Source organism: Parashewanella spongiae, assembly GCF_004358345.1.
GTDB classification, from domain to species: domain Bacteria; phylum Pseudomonadota; class Gammaproteobacteria; order Enterobacterales; family Shewanellaceae; genus Parashewanella; species Parashewanella spongiae.
The window spans coordinates 3,277,015-3,295,215 of record NZ_CP037952.1 but is presented as its reverse complement, the minus strand read 5'-3'; the positions used below and the strand labels follow the sequence as shown (position 1 = coordinate 3,295,215).

Below are 18,201 nucleotides of genomic sequence, written 5' to 3'. Positions count from 1 at the left end.
TTCAGAGTATATTTCTCTGAGTTATTCGTATTTAACAATTAAGTTGGTTAATTGTTAAATTGTCAATGAGTAGATATGATTTATAAATATATAATATTTTTTGAACTTATAACCAAGGCGCTACTCTACATAGTGTGAAAAATATATAAACGTACTATTCAGTATGTATTTAATTGTCTACTGTTTATTTTTAAGCAGGATCTAAAAATATTATATGGATTGGAATATGAATCTGGATAACAGTATCTTTTCGTGTGTAAAAAAATCAAAAATTATAGTTTTTATTTCTATTTTAGGATTGTCTGGGTGTGGTTCTGATTCAGATGGTAATGGATATGTTAAGTTTTATAATGCATCAGTCAATGCACCTGAAGTTTTCTTAACAATAGATGAAAATATTGGTGACGATGACGAAGATGATTTCGAAACAACATATAGCAGTGTTGAATATGGGAAGGCTACATCAGACAAGGAAGTTTCTGATGGTAATTATTACTATGAACTAGCTTGGCAAGATGAAGACAGTAAAAAGCGTGATGATTTAGAAATAATAAGTGAGGGTATAGTTTACGTAAAGAAAGATGCTATACAGTTAATTGTTTTAAGTGAGGACATTGAACAACCTGAAGTTGAAATTTATGACATAGAGGTGATTGATGATGAGGATGATGTAGACGATGATCTTTTTAATTTACGAGTGTTAAATTTACATCCTGATTCTGAGGGAACCGATATTTATATATCAAAGTCGGATGAAACGTTTAATGAAGCAGAACTTTTTGGTGGTTATTCTAATAAAGAGTTATCAGAAAATAAAAAGTTCGATCAAGATGATTATATTTTTTATATAACAAAATCCGGAAGTGATGAAGTATTATTTCAATCAGAAGATATAAATTACTCATATCCATCTCAGTATGTGATGGTAATTCGTAAAAACTTTGGTTCGGGTTCGTCACCATATATATTAGATCTAGTAACTAGCTCTAATACAACTGAATATATAGACTTTAATGCTGAAGCAAAATTTCAGGTATATAATGGGATAACTGAACATGAGTTGTTAGAAAGTTATAAGTCAGTTTTTGATTTGTTTGTTGGAAACAATGCCGAAATACCAGATATTAGCTCTGTTCAAATTGGTGAATACAGTGATAGCTTAACTCTACCAAAAGGAGACTACGGAATAAATCTGACAGTTGCTAATTCAGACGTGGCTATTTTACGTAGTCATTTGTTAACCTTGCCTGAAAATTCAAATAAAACAGTATTTTTCTATTTGAAAGAAGATGATGTTGATCATGATGGCGACGGTGATGTTGACGAAGATGGCGATGGTATTGTCGATGAGATTGAAATAACGATTAATTCATTAGTTGTTGAAAACAGTAATCGAGCAAGTATTTATGACCATTCAATCAGAATGGTTAACCTTGTAGACAGTGAAGACTTTACTAGCGTGCAGTTTTTCTTTGTGAGGAGCGATGAAACTGTTGAAACAGCGTTAAACAAATCAACAGTTCAGTATACTGAATCTACCTCTATTTACTTGCTCAATAATACATATCAGGTTTTTGTTGTAGCAAAGCAAAATAGTAGCGATATAGTGCTTTCAAATTTTGAATTGATACTCGATGAGCAATCAAAAGAACAATTCTTTGTTCTAGAGGCTGATATGGATTCTCCAACGGGTTATAAAGTAAGTACATCCAATCAAAATTAAAATTGTTAAATTCAGCAAGAGATTAAGATTATTTCTTGCTGAATTTGAGGATGCTCCGTCCCAGACGGTTTCGAAATAATTAATCTGAGGTAAACCCCCAGCTCTGCTGGAGAGACTCGCATAGGTTCCACCTTTACGACGGTATAGATATTTTTTAGCTCGACCAAAAGCTAGAAGGTTGTACCTATGCGAGATTATAAGAGTTTGTCTCATACTAGATGGGATTGTAAATACCATGTCGTTTTTATTCCAAAAAGAAAACAAAAACTGATTTTTTGGTGCAATCAGAAATCATCTCGGAGATGTATTTCATAACTCAAGTTTCGGAGTTCAAATTCAATAATGAAGTGAGCGTATTTTACTGATATATAAAGAAAAGATGAGAGTTGATGTGTTATAATCTTGTTGCTTAGACAAAAACTAAAACACACCAACTCTCAGACAAATATTGACATGAAATCACTTTCTCTACCATCACTTACTTCTAATTTTTTACAGCGTTCAGGCATTCAAATTGATAATTCGTTCAGCACATCATGGAAACAGCTTGGTTTTGTTTCAATGTTGACATCTTGTGGCTTCAGTAAACGTTCGGGTATTGAAGCAACCGAAGTCGTTTACTTACTAATGCTTTGGGTTTGGTTGAAGGTTGATACCATATCTATGTTTGCTAAAGAGTCACTACTCAGCTTTTCTTCTGCTAAGAAAGATGTGCTTTATGATTTACTCAACCGAGAAGACTTGAATTGGAGAAAACTGCAACTTTACACCGCTAAAAAACTCATAAAACAGGAAGGCAAGAGTAAAGTCAGAGCTTTTGTTGTCGATGATTCAGTAAAGCAACGTCGTGGTAAGAAAATGCCCGGCGTATCCAGTCACTTCGACCATTTGACAGGGCGTTGTGTTATGGGACAGCAAGTACTGAGTTTTGGCTACGCTTCTGATAGTCAATTTGTCCCACTGGATAATGAACTCTTCATCAGTCAAACCAAAGCACAACCTCTAACCCGTAAATTTAAAGATGAGCGCTCAATAGTCGCTAAACGTTACAAGCAATCTGTGGCTCAAACTAAGCCTGCTATGGTTGCAGGTATGGTTAAATGTGCGCTGGGAGTAGGTATTGAAACTGATTATTTTCTTGCAGACTCTTGGTTTGCCACCAAGCCTATTATCAGCATGACGCTTGAGCATGATTTGACGGCTATTCTCCGAATGAAAAAAAACAAAATGAAGTACCGCTTAGCGGATAAATCAGAGTGCAGTGCCGCCGAACTATTCAAAACCCAAGTAAAAGGCCGATGGCAAAAACTAGCAGGGTTGCCTTATCAAACAAAGTCCATTGTCGTTGAGTTGAATCTAGCAGAAACGGCAAAGCTTGAGCCGAATTGAATTAAGGTTAAACTCGTCTTTTGTCGAGGTGTTAATCCTGATAAGAAAAAAGCAGGTAAACACGATTGGGCATTATTTTTAAGTACGGACGCTTCGCTAAGCGATGAAAAAATTCTTGAAATTTACGCTTTGCGTTGGGGAATTGAAGTGTACTTCAAGGAAGCCAAACAACATCTTGGCTTTTTGAGTGAGCAAAGTCGTCATTACAGTGCTTATATTGCTTCAATTCATCTAACAGGGTTGAGATTTTGCTTGCTTCTGCATGCGAAGCAAAATGATGAAAACAGCAAAGTCTGTGACTCAAGGAACCTACTTTGCGACAGTCTACAAAATTTAGATTTTGCTTGTAAATTATGGGGCTTATTTAAGGCTTTGATCAGCGATGCAGTTTCTAGTATTTCTTCGTTATCAACAACAGAAAGCGAAATCATACTGAATAAAATCAACGAAGAAGTGACCTCGTTTTTTAATCAAGTCATGCAAATGGATACTTTTACATTACGCCAAGAGGCTATTTCTACTGGAAAGTACCCATGATTTTAGCTAAAAATGAACTCCGAAACTTGAGTCAGTAAGATAGTACCTTGACCATTCTCTTTGTGCAAAAACACATATGTGCTACTCCAATTAACCTAAAAACATCAGTTGACTGTGTTCTCAAGCGTAGAAAAAATGGCTGATAGGCTGATAGGCTGATAGTAAGGCGTAGCTTGCAGCAAATAGTTATTCTACTTGCAAAAGTTACAACGCAGATAGCAGTCATTTTAGCAAGCTTGTGAGCGTAGAGCACTTCACTCATTGGGTGAAAGCTATGATGATAAAATCATCATATTGCTCAAGCAGTTACTCATATACTTAGCGTTCAACTGATGATTTTAGGATTAAACCAGAAATGGACTAACGCTCTATCATAGTCACTAATTTTCACGGGCATTAAGAACTTAAACAGCAAGAAAAAAATCACACTGTAGTTCACCTCACCTATTCCCGAAACAATTACGCAGTAAAATATCCAGTAACTTTAGTAACCAGCATCAAAATAGAACACTAATTATCTGATTTATAATAGATTTATCGGTTACATGTTTTAGTAACCCTGTGTGAGCCAATATGTGACCTCATTGATTTATAAACAATTATATATTTTTAAAATTAACTACTTTATGTGTAACTCGGTCACTTAGTGGTTACTAAAACGGTTACTTTTTGATATACAATAAAACCTTTATAAATCAGTTAAATAAAGCTTGTACTTTTCTCGGTTACTATAGTTACTGGTTTTGAAGTGTATTACAGGAATTTAGAGCGCTATCGTGGTTTTTAAGCTAAACCTTGGTACTGCAACAACTTGATAACCTGTGTTTGGTACTGAAACTACAAGGTAAAATGCACCAAGTTCAAAAACACTTAGCTCAATATTTTACACTCATTTTAGAGGTGGGTTTTGCGAGTATTTAGCGGGAGTTTTGCGAGTGAGATTTTTAACCTGTACGGTAAAAAGCAATTTCATTTTGCATTTCAACTAGATAATTGGTCGGTATGAGAGGATTCGAACCTCCGACCCCTGACACCCCATGACAGTGCGCTACCGGGCTGCGCTACATACCGAAATTCGAAATTAGCGCGTTAATTTATTTGAAAATCAACTGGGTTGGACTTTAACAACAGTTATTAATTTGTGCAAGAAAATCTAGTTCAAACAAGAACAGTTGCTTGGTTTTTATCCACAAACTTTTATATTAAAGTATTGTGTTGTTCATTTTAGTAAAGCAGATTAAATAAAAAGCAATCAATCTTAATGCTTGCCACACACTGGTGCCAATTCTTCAAAAAGCAAATGGCAAGGCCAAAAACAACTTGCTTATTTTACAGCCTTTATTATAAGAAATTCTAATATTCACAATTATATTTCATTCATTTGCTTGATTTTTAGCATCTGAATTAACTTAATACTTGATGCTCGTGCGACGTGAAGTCGTATGAAGTGCTGTTCACCACTATAGCGTGAACCGTCTGTATCACCAGATGACCCTAAGGCTCTGAATAAAGTAGCGAGCCTGACAATGTAGCAAAGTCTATTTATTAGACGGGAAACGAATCGTGAGAGGACGTTCCTCCTGATAACCACAAGTCGGATAAGCGCTAGGGAATCAGTATGATGAACATATGTGAACCCATGAAAGGTGCGTTATACGTGAAGCAGCGGAAGTGGTTGTTACGCTGTGGCCAAAAGGCAACGAGAGTTGGAAAGAGGTTGGGCAGTACTCTTTCGTGATCAACAGAGCTCTCCGCACTAGAGTTGGCATCTACCCTGATATTGCACAACATACGGAACACGGTAAGCCTGTATAGTTCCTTCTGGGAAAGCCATCTGTGAGGGTGGCCGATAGTTATGCAGGTAAAGGAGGCTGGAGAAAGCAAATGCTGCGTTGTAATGATGCAGATACAGATTTATATCTGGTCGCGAAAGTGAGCCCACTTCCAGCTGGTCTCCCGTTGCAAGAAAATTTGAAGAACTTTGTTAATGGAGAAACGCAAATGATGACTTCATATGAGGTTAGTGCCTCTCCTTACTGTAATAATATGGAATCCATAATGTTGCAGATATTAAAGCTTCAAGTGTGTATTGCAAAGGTAACTATTTGTAGTTACCGGGTTACATAGTATGCCTTAGTGGAGGCTTGAGCCCAGTGCAGTGAAAGTTGCACGTGGGTTCTGAGGAGAGCGGCACTTGGCAACAGGTGTCGCTTATCCGACCCTTCGGATCAAATGCACCTCAGCATGTTTTCAGTAGTAAATTTGCTGTGTTCATCTATGTACATAACGAATATTTTTGTCGTAAACAGTAAAATAGTAATTAAAAGTTCATGTTCATCTGTTGTAGTTAGATTTAAATTTTCAGCGCCCTAAAATACATATTTCAGCAGGTGCTAATCACCCTAAGGGTTTTGCCTTAAATGCACCTAATGTTAAAGCCTTCTTTGATTTTTAACGAAGTCATAAAGAGATTAAACATGAGTATGTATAAACAAGAATCACATGTGTTTTGGCGCTGTCAATATTATAAAGTATGGACACCAAATATAGGTTTATGATTTTGACAAATATTGTGGGTAAAGAGGCCGACAGCTATGTACATGTTTAATGTATACAGCAAGGTTGTGAAGTAAGCAGGGTAAACGCATAAATGTTTATCGAGCAAAAACTGTAGAAGTTATAGCTCGTCATTCCAGTGAAAACGGGAATTCAGTGACTTTGGGTACTCAAATATAAGGCGCTAAATTCCAACTTTCGTGGGAATGACGTAATTACTACATGGAGTTGTATATATCACTGATTCGTGCGATTGCCCTAGTGAACTAATCGAGCTTAGTGCTCAAGTAGCTCATGTTCACCCAGTAGTACAAGTTCCACCGAAAATGTAAATTTCAAAATTGATGGGCTATAAAAGGGAAAACAGCTATAAAATTGTTCAGAAAATTCCCATATTGGAGGAAGAATAATCTATGGAGAAATCATGTCTGTCAGAGAGAATATTTCTCTGACTTAAAAGGAATTAATTGAATAGATATGCAAGATCTTGAAATAAAATAGGAAAAATGCATAATAACATTAAATTAACATTGGGCAGGGCTTTATTTTAGCTACAAACCCACCTTATCTAGAAGGTGGATTATTTACAATTTAAACTTGATTTCGTACAGATATTTTTTATTAGTGAAAAGGAATTATTGGGTCGCAAGATAAAAGTAATATATTTTATAAAATATAAAGTATGTTCTTGTTGACGATATATAGCTGATCAAGTTAAATTGTGCGCTTATTGTACAGTACCCACTTTTGAATTATTTGAATATTGGGCTTTATTAGTTCTGAGATCGCGTTTTGGCCAGTTAAGGATGATCGGCACTTAACGCTTAACTATTTGTTTGTATAGGTTAATAAGGTTTTTGTTTAAACTCTAGTTGCCATGGTTGCATAACTGTTTATGCACTGAGGTGAGATGTATTTTATTAAGTGATTTGTTATTTATAAGGATATTGATAATGAATATTGTTCCAGTTATTTTGGCTGGAGGAAGTGGCTCTAGATTGTGGCCATTGTCTCGTAAACTTCGCCCAAAACAGTTTCTAAAATTAACGAACCAGCGAAGCATGCTGCAAAACACACTGTTACGTGTTAAAAGCTTGAGTGACGTTAGTGCCCCAATCATTATTTGTAATGAAGAACATCGTTTTACTGTGGCTGATCAGCTTGATGAAATGAATATGGCAAATTGCCAGATAATTTTAGAACCAGCAGCTAGAGATACTGCTCCAGCAGTTGCAATTGCTTCATTATATGCTCAAAAAGACTCAATACTTTTATTATTGGCTGCCGATCATGAAATCCTTGATGAAAACAAATTCAATCAAGCAGTTATGGATGCTAAAAAATCTGTTGTTGATGGTAATATTTTAACCTTCGGTATAGTACCGACAAGTGCTCATACTGGTTATGGTTATATCAAATTACAACAAGAAAGTAATACTAAGACATATAAAGTCGAGAAGTTTGTAGAAAAGCCAGATTCATTAACGGCTCAGAAGTATCTTGACTCCGGTGATTATCACTGGAACAGCGGTATGTTCATGTTTAAAACAAATACCATGGTTAATCAGTTAAAGCTTTACCAGCCTTCTTTATTAAAATCTTGTGAAAATGCGCTTTTACATTCAACTGTTGATTTAGACTTTATTCGCTTGCACCCAAGCTCTTTTGAATCATCACCTTCAATATCCATTGATTACGCAATCATGGAAAAATCAAATCTAGTCAGAATAGTACCTCTAGATGCAGGTTGGAGTGATGTTGGTTGTTGGAATTCACTCTGGGAAATCAGCAAAAAAGATCAAGACAATAATGTTTGTCTTGGTGATATTTTAGCTGTGAACAGTACTAATTCATATATTAGAGCAAATAAAAAACTTGTCGCTACGTTAGGCATTGATAATTTAGTTGTTATAGAAACAGATGATGCAATTTTAGTCGCAGATAAAAGCAAAGTACAAAATATTAAAAAGATTGTTTCAACTTTAAATGAAAAGCAACGATGTGAAATACAGGATCATCGTCAGGTTTTCCGTCCTTGGGGATATTATGACTCAATTGATAGTGGAGCACGTTTCCAAGTAAAACGTATTGTTGTAAAACCAGGAGCAAAGCTTTCAGTTCAAATGCATCATCATCGAGCTGAGCATTGGATTGTTGTCAAAGGTACTGCAAAAGTGCTTTGTGGCAATAGCACGCAGTTGCTATCAGAAAATGAGTCAACATATATTCCGATAGGAGATATTCATTCACTCGAAAATCCTGGAAAAATTAATTTAGAGCTGATTGAAGTTCAGTCAGGAAGTTACTTAGGCGAAGACGATATCGTACGTTTTGAAGATATGTACGGTCGAAGCGAACCAAACGTTTCCCCTTCTAAAGTACTTGAACCTGAAGAAGGTTAATATGACAAATTTAACATGTTTTAAAGCCTATGATATTCGTGGTCAATTAGGTGACGAACTCAATATAACAATAGCTTATAGAATAGGTCGGGCATTCGCTCAGTATTTAAAGCCTTCAGTAGTAGCTCTTGGTGCAGATATAAGACTCAGTAGTGAATCATTAAAAAATGCTTTAGCGCAAGGTTTAATGGATGAAGGTGTAAATGTGATTGACCTTGGGATGACAGGCACTGAGGAAGTATACTTTGCCGCTCAATATCTGGATATTGATGGTGCAATAGAAGTCACAGCAAGTCACAATCCTATAGATTATAACGGCATGAAATTAGTCAAACGAGGTGCTGTTCCAATAAGTGGTGATACTGGTTTAAATGATATTAAAGCCTTGGCCGAAACAAACAATTTTGGTGATGTAAAAAACAAAGGTTCATTGACCAAAAAAAGTATTCTAAAGCCTTATGTAAAGCATCTATTAAGTTACCTAAAGCACCAAGAAGAAGCTGTGACACCTTTGCATTTAGTGGTAAATGCTGGAAATGGTGCAGCAGGACATGTGATTGATGCATTAGAAGAAAGTTTTATTCAAAGTAATATTCCGATTCGTTTTACTAAAATATGCCATGAAGCAGATGGTAATTTCCCAAATGGTATTCCAAACCCATTATTAGTTGACAATCGAGCTATCACAACAAATGCAGTCATTGAACATCAAGCCGATTTAGGTATTGCTTGGGATGGTGATTTTGACCGCTGTTTTCTGTTTGATGAAAAAGGCTGTTTCATTGAAGGGTATTACATTGTTGGCTTATTAGCTCAAGCATCTTTAGCCAATAATCCAGGTTCAAAGATTATTCATGATCCGCGTTTGACTTGGAATACAAAAGACTTAGTTCAAGCATCTGGTGGGATAACAATTCAGTCAAAAACTGGTCATGCATTTATTAAAGAACGTATGCGGAAAGAAGATGCAATCTACGGCGGAGAAATGAGTGCACATCACTACTTTAGAGATTTTTCTTACTGTGATAGTGGCATGATCCCATGGCTTCTAGTTGCTTCCCTTATGTCGGCGACCAAAAAATCTCTTTCTCAACTCATTAATCATCGTATCGAGTTATTCCCAGCTTCAGGGGAGATAAATTTAACGATAAAAGATGCTAAGAAAGCAGTAGATAGCATCGAAAACCATTATAAAGAAAGTGCGAACATAATCGATAAAACGGACGGTATTAGCATGGAATTCGAGCTATGGAGATTCAATCTCCGATCATCAAATACTGAGCCAGTGGTGAGGCTTAATGTTGAGAGCAGACAGAACGTTCCTTTAATGAGGCAAAAAACTCATGAATTATTGGAGCTATTAAATAGGTTTTCATAGTTGTATTGAAAATAAATGGACGGAGTCCAGATTTGGAGCTTTATATGGATATTAGTATTTTTGGTATGGGCTATGTAGGTGCTGTGTGCTCTGCTTGTCTATCGAATAATGGACATAACATCATTGGTGTTGATGTCTCACAAGAAAAAGTTGATCTTATCAACTCAGGTGCTTCTCCTATTGTTGAACCTGGTCTAGCAGAAATGATTTCTAAAGGTATTAAAAATGGAAATTTAAGCGCAACAACAAATTCTATTAAGGCCGTTGAAAACACAAGTGTAACAATGGTTTGTGTTGGTACGCCTTCAATGGCGAACGGAAATTTAGAATTAAATTATATTAAAGCAGTTTGTCACGATATTGGTTTGGCGTTAAAAGGTAAAAATGAGCCTCATTATGTTGTGATCCGCAGTACCGTGTTACCAGGGACCGTTAAAGATATTGTTATACCCGCATTAGAAAAAGCTTCAGGTAGAGTAGCTGGAAGAGATTTTTTTGTTGCGACAAATCCTGAATTTCTCCGTGAGAGCACCGCAATTTTTGATTTTTATAATCCACCTATGACAGTTATAGGACAAATGGATGATGAAACAGGACAGTTAATAGCGACGTTATATCAGGAATTAGATGCTGAAATAATTTGTCAGCCCATCGAAGTTGCTGAAATGATTAAATATACTTGCAATGTATGGCATGCTGCAAAAATAACGTTTGCAAACGAAATTGGTAATATTAGTCGTGGCTTAGGTATTGATGGTCGCGATGTGATGAAAGTAGTTTGTAAAGACAAAAAGTTAAATATCTCAAATTATTACATGCGTCCCGGCTTTGCATATGGTGGCTCATGTTTACCAAAAGATGTCAAAGCGTTAACTTTTAAAGCCTTGTCGTTAGATATTAAAACGCCAATGCTCAGTCAACTCATGGCGAGTAATCAGAACCAAATTCAAAACGCGATTAATATAGTAAAAAGCCTTAAACACCGAAAAATTACTTTATTAGGTCTGAGCTTTAAATCTGAAACTGATGATTTACGCGAAAGCCCTTTTGTGGAATTGGCAGAGCAATTGATCGGTAAAGGCTTTGATTTAAAAATCTACGATAAATATATTGATTACGCTCGAGTTCATGGCGCAAATAAAGAATACATTAATTGTCACATTCCTCATGTATCAAGTTTATTAGTAAGCGATCTACAAGCAGCGATAGATCATGGTGAAATTATAGTGATCGCTAACGGTGATAAATCTTTTAAAGGCGTTCTTGAAAATTTATCGCAAGAAAAGAAAATCGTTGATCTGCATGGTTTCATGACACATGCCTCTGACGAAAATAAGCAAGGGATTTGTTGGTAAATATTATGCAGAGCAATATTTTCACTCATAAATCAATTCGGACATTTTCTGGGTGGTTAATTTTTATAGCTACCATAGGCTTGCTTGCCACAATAGTGCCGAGTGAAATATTTAATACTGAATCGGAAAAGTTCATTTTTATTATTGGTCTTATAGGCATATGGCGATATTCAATCGGTATAATCCATTTTGTGCGTGGTATGTGGTTTATGCGTTGGACTTTTCCAAAATTGCGAGAAAAAATTAATAAAATGGGAAAGGATGCACTTCCTCCTCATGTTTATTTGATGGTGACGAGTTTTAGAATCGACTCAACCACAACGGCAAAAGTTTATAATTCAGTTTTCGAAGAAGCTAATAAGTGTGGGATATCAACCACAATAGTTGCTTCTATTGTTGAGGTAAGCGATGAATTTTTGATCCGAAATTTATTCGAACAACAAGAAATGCTTGAAACAGTGTCACTGGTTTTTGTGCGTATTCCAGGAACAGGTAAACGAGATGCTTTAGCTTCAGGGTTTAGATATATCAGTCGTGATTTACCAGCGGAAAACGCCGTTGTCGCCGTGATTGATGGGGACACAATGCTAGGACATAATTGTGTTCTAAAGGCTGTACCTTTTTTTAGTGCTCTTCCTAATCTGGCCGCTTTAACCACCAATGAAATTTGCGAGGTGAAAGGCTCATATATTATGAGTGAATGGCATAAGCTTCGCTTTGGTCAACGTCATATCAATATGTGCTCAATGGCCTTATCTAAGCGGGTGCTTACCCTAACAGGTCGCATGTCCATGTTCAGAGCGAGTGTGGTAACAAACCCAGACTTTATTGATGATATACAGCTAGATAATTTAGAGCACTGGCGCCTTGGTCGTTTCAGATTCTTAACTGGTGATGATAAGTCAAGCTGGTTTAGCATCATGAAAATGGGTTTAGATACATTTTACGTACCTGACGCCATTGTGAGTACCGTTGAGCATCCACCGCATAAAAGTTTCTTAAAATCCTCACGTCAATTGATGTTTCGATGGTACGGAAATAACCTACGTCAAAATAATCGCGCAGTAAAACTTGGTCCTAAAAAATTAGGTTGGTTTGCTTATTACGTAGTTAACGATCAAAAAATTTCAATGTGGACAAGCTTATTTGGTCTTTCTGTAGCTTTACTTGCAAGCCTAAAATATTCAATTGTGTACGGTGTGATCTACTTACTTTGGATAATGATCACCAGAACGATGATTACACTCACGATATTAGCCGGAGGGCATAAGGTCGGCCCCATATATCCCATTATGTTGTATTACAACCAAATAATGGGTGCAGTAATGAAAATCTATGTCTTTTTTAGACTTGACAGGCAATCTTGGACAAGGCAGCCAGCGAAGTTGTCAATTGAAGCTGAGGCACTTCAGCAGGTATTAAATCTTTGGTCTTCTAGAACTGTTACTTTTGCTTGTGCCAGCATATTTGCAGCTGTCATTTTTGTATTAGTGTGAAAATTGGGAACTAAATTGGGAATTAATAATGAATCAGAAAACAGAAAATATTAACGTCGTGCATGAATCAGAAGTCCAGCGTCAATTCGCAAGAATTCATATTCCGGCAACAATAAAAATCAATGAGATGGATTATAAAGTTCACGATATTTCAGTGGGTGGATTTAGCATAAATAATACGGCTAAGATAATTACAGCAAACACAATGTATCAGGGGCTATTGACGATAAATATTGATGGTTTTGATTTTTCATACCAAATAGAATTTAACTCACTTAATCAATGGTCGAATAATAATATTGGATGTACATTTAGTAAAGCTGATAAACAATTCAACTCAGCTTTACGTTATATTATTACCGCATTTTTAAACGGTTCATTGCTTTCAACAGGTGATTTAATCAATACATTGAGCCGAGAAAATCATACGGGAGCAAGAGTTAAAAAACAGCTGAAGAAAATCACTAACAAAGAGCGTGCTAAATCAATTTTTGGCAGTTTAGTGTTTTTAGCGATAGGTTTGTCAGCAATAGCGTTTGTGGGATTCAAATTATTTTCTATTTATTTTATTCAATCCTCAACCAAAGCTTTCGTGGATATTAAATCGTACACATTAACAATGCCAAAAGCTGGTAATTTAGAGACATTAATTCCTTCAGGTGCGACCCAAGTATCCAAAGGGCAATTATTGGCAAGTTTTACTGGTGCAGATTTAGAAGCGGATATTTCACAATTACCACCTGAAACAATGGGCATATTAACGGAGTCTTTTGAAGTAGCGAAGGCTAAAGGAAATATAAGCAGTCCATGTGATTGTAAGATATTAGAAGTGAAAAACCTCAATGGCCAATATCTTCAAAAAGGTGATGAAACCTTTACCTTAGTAAATAATAATGCAATTCCTTATATTACGGCAAAATTTAGTTTTGAAGACGCGAATACCATTCAAAATGGTCAGTCAGTGCTCGTTAAAATATTAGGCGACTCAGCAGTTATAAAAGGAAAAATACAGCAATTGTCGGTTATCGATGGCGATATTGATGTCACTGGGCTTATAGCAACAGAAAAGCCAATTGATTTTAAAGATGTTAATAAACCTGCTCGAGTGATTATCAGTAATGACTTCTCAAGTGATTACTTGAAGTCGTGGCTATAATCTTTGAGATTGGTGAAAACAAATGACAATTAAACTGTTATCAACCTGTACCTTAATAGTGTTTATAAGTGGGTGCTCTACAATACAGCACGATGAAAGGACAGCTGACAACCTATTGGCTCAGGGAAAGCATGATGCTGCTTATAAGCATTATCGCTATCTCGCAGAGTTTGGATTGCCAAAAGTGCAGAATAAACTGGCAAAAATATACTTAGAAAAAGGCGATGAACCTCAAGCACTTGCTTGGCTGGCCAAATCTGCAAAGTCTGGGGACATATCTGCGCAATTAAAAAGAGCAAGAGTGCTGGCTTATAGTGAAAATGAGACGATTAGGGATATTAATCAAGCTACATCAATCATTTTAAACCTTATAGAACAAAATTATGAACCTGCATCTAACGAATTAATTAAATTATATTTGAGGCTAGATAATATTGCTGTTCCCAAACAGTACATACAAGAAATTAAATTAAAAGCGGATCAAGGAAATGCCATTGCTTGTGAGTTGTTGGCTGAACTATTTATTAAAAATAAATATACAGAAATTGATCAACAGCAAGCAAAAAATTATGCCTATTGTGCTTTAAAAGAAAAATCCAACGCTTTTTTTAGTCTCGCCACTTTGTACAACACTTACCCAGAAATAGGCAGTTTTGAACAATTTTTTACAAGTTTAAAAAAGTATAGTGACGAGAAATCAACTAAAGCGGCCATTAAAATTGCTCGCCATATCTCAAACGGTCAGTTTATTCATTGGAATCACGGTCATTCAGAACAATTACTATTATGGGCCGCACAATCTGAGCTCAGTGCTTACTATCAATTAGCTAAATTATATATAGTGAAACCTACTATTGGTAAAACACTCGACGAAATAACCCACATACTACAACAAGGAAAACAAGCCGGAAGCATTGAATGCTATGGGCTTGAGGCTGAAATGTCACTCTTCGGAATAATGACAATTCAAGACCCATGGCATGCAGAGCAATTGTTACTTAACATTTCTGAACCATCTCCTTATGTAGATTTTTTACTAGGCACCTTGTATAGCAGAGGGTTCATGGGCGAACCGGATTACCCCAAAGGCATAGCCTATTTAAACCAATCGGCTAAAGGTGGCTATAAGCGAGCAGATAAAGAATTAGCCAAAATATACAGTAAAGGTTTTGGTTTTAAACTTGATTTTAAGAAAGCAATAAAACATCAAATATTATCGAATGCAGATGAGCAAACTCTTGTTGATTGGCAACAACGATTTGGAATTTCCGACAAAGTTATGTCTCAAGCACAATCACTTGCTCAAGTTGAGCGCTTGCAGCGTATGGCCGTAGCAGTGGGAACTGAAAAGGACAACCAGTTATGATGTGCAGACCATTTTTGTTTTGTTCAGTGTTGTTATGCTTATCAACAAGTACGTTAGCTTCATCTCCATCTTGGAATCATAAAGTAAACGTTGACTTAGGTTATGTTGATGAAAGTGATAGAGATTTAGGGCACTCTGATGGTGGAGCAAGCCGTAACGGATATGTTCGACTTACGGGACAAGCCGATTATCAAGTAACACCTGACCTATTGTTTATGGCAAAAGCAAGAGGATTTTACTCCACGAATAGCATTAATTTAGAACCCGAAGAAGGTGGGCAGTCTTCAGACGGTTATTTAGCGCTTCAGCAGTTATATTTTACGATGGAGAACATATTAACTCCAACTCTAAGCGCTTCTATTGGTCATAAACGGCTTAAAGAAAACTCAGGATTATGGTGGGATCGTAATATCACCATGGCAAGCGTCAATTATGATCGTAGTTTGTTCAGCGGTTTCGTGGCAATAGCAGAGCAAGTGAATAGTTTTCGAACTGATGGCAGTGATTATCAAAATAAAGATACTGATATATTTAGAATAATGGCCGGCACATCATGGCAATGGAAATATCACCATTATTTTGATGTTAACTATAGCTATATTAATGATCATAGCGGAGCTAAAAATACTAGGTTAGATGAAGTAAACAATGGAATTGATCTACTTGATCCCAAAACACATTGGATTGGCATTCATCCTCATGGGCAGTATCCAATAAATGATAATTTTTCTCTTAGCTATAACGGACAGTACATAATACAAAAAGGTCAAGTTACCAGATATGAAACTGGTAATCGACAAGTCTCGACGGCTCAAGAAAAGGACGTCGATGCTTGGTTAGTTCAAAGCGACCTTCAGTTAGAATTTAATTCAAAATATCAACCCGTTTTAGGTGTTCAATACGTTACGACTTCAGATAACAGTGATTCCGACACCGAAGGCCGTTTTTTTCAAACTGGCCTTCAAAGCAACCGTTCTCGTATAACGGCCAACGGAACCAGTATTACACGGTATAACGACGCATTTCGTCCTGAACTATCAAACATCAGCATAATAGGTACTTATTTAGGCATAAAATTCAGCGAGACCATAAACCTTAATCTTGTGGTAAACAAATTCTCTAGGGTCAATTCAGATCTAAATATTGGTTATTCTGGGATTAATTCGCCATTAGTTGTTGGTGAAAAAGATCTAGGCGTTGGTGCTGATGTTGTTGTTAATTACAACAATGCGGTTAACGGTGATTTCTTTAAAGCCAGTATTGTACAATTACGGCTTTCGAGCTTTTATCCAGGGGACGCTTACAGCCAGCAAGACGGGAAAAAACATCGAATATGGTTGAACTGGAGAGTTAACATCTAATGAAATATTTACTTTTAATACTTTCGGTTCTAGCAGGGTTATCTAGGGCGGAAACAGTTGAAATGCTGCCGCCGCAACCATTAGCGCAGTCGATTATGGCTCCGTCATTACCCGATATATCCATGTACAATTTACAATGGGTTAAGAATAAACGCCCTAAATTGGATAGTCCGCCCACAATTGCGCTTGAAAAAATATATGATATTAATGCATTTCAAGAGTTCTCTAAAGGTATTAGAGCCATTGAGTGGGTAAAAAGGCAAACAACTTACCCACAAGCAATTGTAATTAAATATGGTGTGGCTACATTAGACGATTTAGTCAAACAAGTGGATGGAAAATATTTTCAACGCCTTGCTGATGGTGTTTATATATCGCGACTGCCTATTATTATTTCGAGTAAAGCAACACTCATCATTAGTAAAGACACCAATGCTGACAAATTATTATTAAGTCAAACGAAAGGTGCGTTTATATTAAATGCTGGAAATGTATTTTTTATCGAAACACAAATCATTGGCTGGGATGAGCATCGCAATGCCCCTGCTTTTTTTAAACATAAGAAATCCTTTAGGCCCTTTATAACAGGGCAAGGTTTATCGAATACACACTTAGTAGCGTCTACATTTAAACATTTAGGTTATTTTCAGTCTAAATCCTATGGAGTATTGCTAACCAGTGTACCTAAAAAACATAGTGATGCAGTTCATGACAACCCTAACGGTTGGTTTATTGATAATTTTTTTGAAGATATTTATTATGGTTTTTATTCTTATGAAGCAGAGGATACCGTCATAGTGGGAAACACGTACTTTGATAATATCGTTTATGGGATTGATCCCCACGATTATTCAAAACGTTTAGTGATTGCTAATAACACTACCCACAAAACAAGGCAGCTTCATGGGATCATCGTATCTCGGGGAGTTGAAGACAGCTGGATATTTAATAATAAATCTTTTGATAACAACGGTAATGGGGTTGTGTTAGACAGGCAAAGTAAAAATAACGTCATTGCTTACAATCATTCATACAACAACAAAGGTGATGGAATTACGCTTTTCGAAAGCCCAGACGCATTGATATACGGCAACGTAATTCACAATAATGGCAAGCATGGTATTAGAATACGCAACAGTCAGCATGTCACTTCAGCAAAAAATATTATTAAAGGAAACGGTCAATTAGGGGTATACATTTACACGGCTGACCCGAATGGTAAAGAAAGGGGTCTCGTCTTAGACCCTTATGTAAAAAAAGCCAGTTATGCTTCAATCCATGACCAATTTATACACAATAAATCAGGTGCATTAGGCTCAGATAAGCTCTATCCCTTGGTGGTTTCTGGTGCGTTTTTAAGAGTGTCAAGTGATAAGTCTGGTGCAATGTTTACAGGTGGTTATGCTCCATTTAACCAAAAGATATTAAAGGCCATAGAAAAAGATAATAAAGCCGTCGCGTTTGTAAAAAAAGGAGAATAGG

The 18,201-nt window shown here is 36.4% G+C and carries 11 protein-coding genes, 1 tRNA gene and 2 pseudogenes; 13 read left to right on the top strand and 1 reads right to left on the bottom strand.

Annotated features, from left to right (window positions below):
* Positions 1-226 precede the first annotated feature (226 nt).
* From E2I05_RS12935 to E2I05_RS22580, 4 genes and pseudogenes are all read left to right on the top strand, one after another.
* A complete protein-coding gene (locus E2I05_RS12935) occupies positions 227-1,723 on the top strand; it encodes a hypothetical protein (protein ID WP_121855003.1) in 1,497 nt (498 codons plus the stop codon).
* Between the two features lie 186 nt (positions 1,724-1,909).
* Positions 1,910-2,036 (top strand): annotated as a pseudogene (locus E2I05_RS12930) (IS200/IS605 family transposase); the annotation flags it as partial.
* A 140-nt stretch (positions 2,037-2,176) separates the two neighbouring features.
* A complete protein-coding gene (locus tag E2I05_RS22585) occupies positions 2,177-3,112 on the top strand; it encodes a transposase (protein ID WP_244935387.1) in 936 nt (311 codons plus the stop codon).
* Positions 3,113-3,649, top strand: coding sequence for a transposase (locus E2I05_RS22580; RefSeq protein ID WP_280525326.1), 537 nt, complete (start codon positions 3,113-3,115; stop codon positions 3,647-3,649). It abuts the gene before it with no gap.
* A 994-nt stretch (positions 3,650-4,643) separates the two neighbouring features.
* On the opposite strand, the gene E2I05_RS12920 is transcribed toward E2I05_RS22580, so the two are convergent.
* Positions 4,644-4,720, bottom strand: a tRNA-Pro gene (locus tag E2I05_RS12920).
* A gap of 1,751 nt (positions 4,721-6,471) precedes the next feature.
* Here E2I05_RS12920 and E2I05_RS22570 point away from each other — a divergent pair.
* The 9 genes and pseudogenes from E2I05_RS22570 to E2I05_RS12870 all read left to right on the top strand — a co-directional run.
* Positions 6,472-6,673: pseudogene (locus E2I05_RS22570) on the top strand (transposase); the annotation flags it as partial.
* Positions 6,674-7,164: 491 nt separating this feature from the next.
* Entirely contained in the window at positions 7,165-8,607 is a 1,443-nt protein-coding gene (locus E2I05_RS12905) for a mannose-1-phosphate guanylyltransferase/mannose-6-phosphate isomerase (protein WP_279387037.1), read from the top strand.
* Position 8,608: 1 nt separating this feature from the next.
* Positions 8,609-9,985: a phosphohexomutase domain-containing protein gene (locus E2I05_RS12900; RefSeq protein ID WP_121854213.1), complete on the top strand. Its 1,377-nt coding sequence runs from the start codon at positions 8,609-8,611 to the stop codon at positions 9,983-9,985.
* Between the two features lie 44 nt (positions 9,986-10,029).
* The gene (locus tag E2I05_RS12895) at positions 10,030-11,340 is read left to right on the top strand and encodes a nucleotide sugar dehydrogenase (protein WP_121854212.1); all 1,311 of its coding nucleotides are present in this window, start codon (positions 10,030-10,032) and stop codon (positions 11,338-11,340) included.
* Positions 11,331-12,836, top strand: a complete 1,506-nt coding sequence (locus E2I05_RS12890; RefSeq protein ID WP_280525301.1) for a glycosyltransferase family 2 protein — start codon at positions 11,331-11,333, stop codon at positions 12,834-12,836. Before E2I05_RS12895 ends, E2I05_RS12890 begins: the two co-directional genes overlap by 10 nt.
* 28 nt (positions 12,837-12,864) lie before the next feature.
* Positions 12,865-13,992, top strand: coding sequence for an HlyD family secretion protein (locus tag E2I05_RS12885; RefSeq protein WP_121854210.1), 1,128 nt, complete (start codon positions 12,865-12,867; stop codon positions 13,990-13,992).
* A 22-nt stretch (positions 13,993-14,014) separates the two neighbouring features.
* The gene (locus E2I05_RS12880; RefSeq protein ID WP_121854209.1) at positions 14,015-15,358 is read left to right on the top strand and encodes a tetratricopeptide repeat protein; all 1,344 of its coding nucleotides are present in this window, start codon (positions 14,015-14,017) and stop codon (positions 15,356-15,358) included.
* A complete protein-coding gene (locus E2I05_RS12875) occupies positions 15,355-16,719 on the top strand; it encodes an alginate export family protein (RefSeq protein ID WP_121854208.1) in 1,365 nt (454 codons plus the stop codon). The genes E2I05_RS12880 and E2I05_RS12875 overlap by 4 nt, the downstream gene beginning before the upstream one ends.
* The gene (locus tag E2I05_RS12870) at positions 16,719-18,200 is read left to right on the top strand and encodes a right-handed parallel beta-helix repeat-containing protein (RefSeq protein ID WP_121854207.1); all 1,482 of its coding nucleotides are present in this window, start codon (positions 16,719-16,721) and stop codon (positions 18,198-18,200) included. The genes E2I05_RS12875 and E2I05_RS12870 overlap by 1 nt, the downstream gene beginning before the upstream one ends.
* The last annotated feature ends 1 nt before the right edge of the window (position 18,201 follow it).

Excerpts from the sequence above, each read along its gene's own strand:
- E2I05_RS12875 (WP_121854208.1), top strand. The coding sequence starts at position 15,355 with ATGATGTGCAGACCATTTTTGTTTTGTTCAGTGTTGTTATGCTTATCA.
- E2I05_RS22585 (WP_244935387.1), top strand. The coding sequence starts at position 2,177 with ATGAAATCACTTTCTCTACCATCACTTACTTCTAATTTTTTACAGCGT.
- E2I05_RS12900 (WP_121854213.1), top strand. The coding sequence starts at position 8,609 with ATGACAAATTTAACATGTTTTAAAGCCTATGATATTCGTGGTCAATTA.
- E2I05_RS12880 (WP_121854209.1), top strand. The coding sequence starts at position 14,015 with ATGACAATTAAACTGTTATCAACCTGTACCTTAATAGTGTTTATAAGT.
- E2I05_RS12935 (WP_121855003.1), top strand. The coding sequence starts at position 227 with ATGAATCTGGATAACAGTATCTTTTCGTGTGTAAAAAAATCAAAAATT.
- E2I05_RS12870 (WP_121854207.1), top strand. The coding sequence starts at position 16,719 with ATGAAATATTTACTTTTAATACTTTCGGTTCTAGCAGGGTTATCTAGG.
- E2I05_RS12895 (WP_121854212.1), top strand. The coding sequence starts at position 10,030 with ATGGATATTAGTATTTTTGGTATGGGCTATGTAGGTGCTGTGTGCTCT.
- E2I05_RS12885 (WP_121854210.1), top strand. The coding sequence starts at position 12,865 with ATGAATCAGAAAACAGAAAATATTAACGTCGTGCATGAATCAGAAGTC.